This window comes from Microcoleus sp. LEGE 07076, assembly GCF_015207455.1.
GTDB lineage: Bacteria > Cyanobacteriota > Cyanobacteriia > Cyanobacteriales > Microcoleaceae > Microcoleus.
Genome location: NZ_JADEWV010000424.1, coordinates 1 through 2,128, shown reverse-complemented (window position 1 = coordinate 2,128; position 2,128 = coordinate 1). Strand labels below are relative to the sequence as shown.

Annotated in this window: 6 protein-coding genes; 4 read left to right on the top strand and 2 right to left on the bottom strand. The window is 41.2% G+C overall.

Translation table 11 applies throughout. The features are described from left to right. The 3 genes from IQ270_RS29920 to tumE form a co-directional block, all read left to right on the top strand. Positions 1–223, top strand: a 223-nt coding sequence (locus IQ270_RS29920; protein ID WP_228056831.1) for a hypothetical protein, incomplete at its 5' end; no start/stop codon positions are given. 254 nt (positions 224–477) lie between these two features. After that, on the top strand, positions 478–708 hold the full coding sequence (tumA, locus tag IQ270_RS29915; protein ID WP_193976723.1) for an antitoxin TumA: 231 nt from the start codon (positions 478–480) through the stop codon (positions 706–708). Next, the gene (gene tumE / locus IQ270_RS29910; RefSeq protein WP_193976722.1) at positions 698–1,081 is read left to right on the top strand and encodes a toxin TumE; all 384 of its coding nucleotides are present in this window, start codon (positions 698–700) and stop codon (positions 1,079–1,081) included. Before tumA ends, tumE begins: the two co-directional genes overlap by 11 nt. A 48-nt stretch (positions 1,082–1,129) precedes the next feature. On the opposite strand, the gene IQ270_RS29905 is transcribed toward tumE, so the two are convergent. Together IQ270_RS29905 and IQ270_RS29900 are read right to left on the bottom strand one after the other, a co-directional pair. Beyond that, entirely contained in the window at positions 1,130–1,465 is a 336-nt protein-coding gene (locus tag IQ270_RS29905; protein ID WP_193976721.1) for a DUF5615 family PIN-like protein, read from the bottom strand. After that, complete coding sequence (locus tag IQ270_RS29900) at positions 1,458–1,784, bottom strand: DUF433 domain-containing protein (protein WP_339384210.1); 327 nt, start codon at positions 1,782–1,784, stop codon at positions 1,458–1,460. The genes IQ270_RS29905 and IQ270_RS29900 overlap by 8 nt, the downstream gene beginning before the upstream one ends. Positions 1,785–1,868: 84 nt before the next feature. Here IQ270_RS29900 and IQ270_RS29895 point away from each other — a divergent pair, with 84 nt between their 5' ends. Beyond that, on the top strand, positions 1,869–2,078 hold the full coding sequence (locus IQ270_RS29895; RefSeq protein WP_193976720.1) for a hypothetical protein: 210 nt from the start codon (positions 1,869–1,871) through the stop codon (positions 2,076–2,078). Positions 2,079–2,128 lie beyond the last annotated feature (50 nt).

The following is a 2,128-nucleotide window of genomic DNA, read 5'->3' as shown; positions in this document are numbered from 1 at the left end:
TCAAAAATCAGTTCAAATTGAATTAAAGATAGCCGATGCCACTGTGGGTATTATGTGTTTTGAACTCGTGAACTTTATTGAAATTAATGATTATATTAACGGTAAATTAGAATTTTTAGTTGCCCCCCAAAATGAAGAGTTCAAGACTTTAGTTAAAGTTGAACTGCGGCCGAGAATTAAAGTTGATTGTTCAACTCTCAGCCTTTGCCCGATGGCTGCTTAGCCTTGATAAACTACAAGGTCGTGAAGCGGAGCTATCCCGTAGGGAATCGCCCTTTATTCCTCTTTCTCAAACAAGGTCGATCGCCCTTTTGGAATCAGTCGAAAAGTGCGTGAAGCGAAGCTATCCCGTAGGGAATCGCCTTTTCTGTTCTCATCAATCATCAAATAAATGCCATTACACAGATAGATTTGCTAAAATGTCAACAATTACAAATATCAGTACCAAAATAAATCCATTACACAGCTAAGAAGCCCATGCGTAAACAGACCATTCAATATACATCACCCTTAGATGCCTTAGTTGCCGTTGCCAAGCGACTCAGCTTGTATGAGAAGCAGCAAAAAATTGACTCAGAAGAATTTTTCAACCAATACAATCAGGGATTATTATCAGATGACGCCCTATTTATAGAATGGGCAAATGACTATCGACATTACCTGGTTTTGCATCAGGAACTAGCGCAACGACTGAATTATGCTGCCTAATATTTTATCTGATTACCTCGATCGAGTCGAGCAAGCCATTCAACAATGCAGCAATGTTTATGTCGAACGCTATGAGGAAGAAATTTTAACCCCAAAACGGGCTAATCTACGAATTCGATTACGTTTTAATCAAACATACCTGCTAGAAATCAATGAAGCGGTCGTAGTTACAGATAATCAATTAGAATTTCTTGATTACCGCTATCACTTTCAGAATGAACAAAATCAACTTATTTTTCGCTATGACAGCACACCTCATTTTCCCAATCTACCTAACTTCCCCTATCACAAACACTTACCAGATGACGTAATTGCTTCTGATAAACCTGAAATCACTCAAGTTCTGAGAGAAGCAATTGAGATACTGAGGTAAGAGCAACGATCGCCCTTTTGGAATAAGTCAAAAAGTGCGATCGCACCCTCAAATAAATTCAACCCGCCCGCGCATCTCGAACGGTTCTACATACTCCCAAATTAAAATTAAACCCCGCACAATTTCACCAATTGAGCGGCTATTCTTATGACAATAAACTATACCATTATGAGTAACCCCCTCTTGATTTAGCCGTAAAAAATCTGTATCCTGAGTAAAAATAACCCGGTGTTGTTCCAAAGCAAAAGCAATTTGTTCCTCATCTGAGAAACCGATTAGGCCTGCTGACGGCGTAGTCGTCACGTCAATGCCACGCCGTCGCAAACTTTCGGCGATCGCATTACTAACATTTTCATCCAAATGAAAGCGAATAGTTTCAGACAATGCGATTTTTTAATTTTTCCTGAAGCAAAGAAGGAGTTTGCGCCTGCATCTCGCGGGCAAAAGCTTCATCTTCTCTAATTTGTTGTCGGATTTCTTGTCGGCGATCGTGATAATACGCCAAAGCAGCATGGACATCTGCCAAAGTAATTGAAGGATAGTGATAAACAATTTCGTCAGGAGACATTCCCATATCTTCGTACCAGATGGCAATATCCTGTACTTTGATTCGATGGCCCGCAATGCGCGGTTTACCCCCACAAACACCCGGAGTAATTTCAATATGTTCTTGGATTACCGATGGCATAGGTATCTGAGTCATAATTTTTTTGCACAATGCGGAATCACACCCTATTGTAACATTCACCTAGGCAGTACGTCAAAATTCCAGCTAGGGACTAATTCTATGCACACCCAGCCTACGATCGCCGAACATCTGTCACCGGAATTAGCACAAATCTTTCTAGAAGGATTACCTAAAACCATTCGTGAAGCACTGTCCATGCGGGCTAAAACAATGAACTATCCAGTTTTGGCAGTAATTGAAATGGCGATCGCCGGTTATCTCGATGAAGAGGCTTTATCCTTTGTCGATTGCAAGCCTAAAATTGACTAACGATCGTGCAGTGCGATCGCCCCGATCGCATCGGGCCACCCCTTCAACTC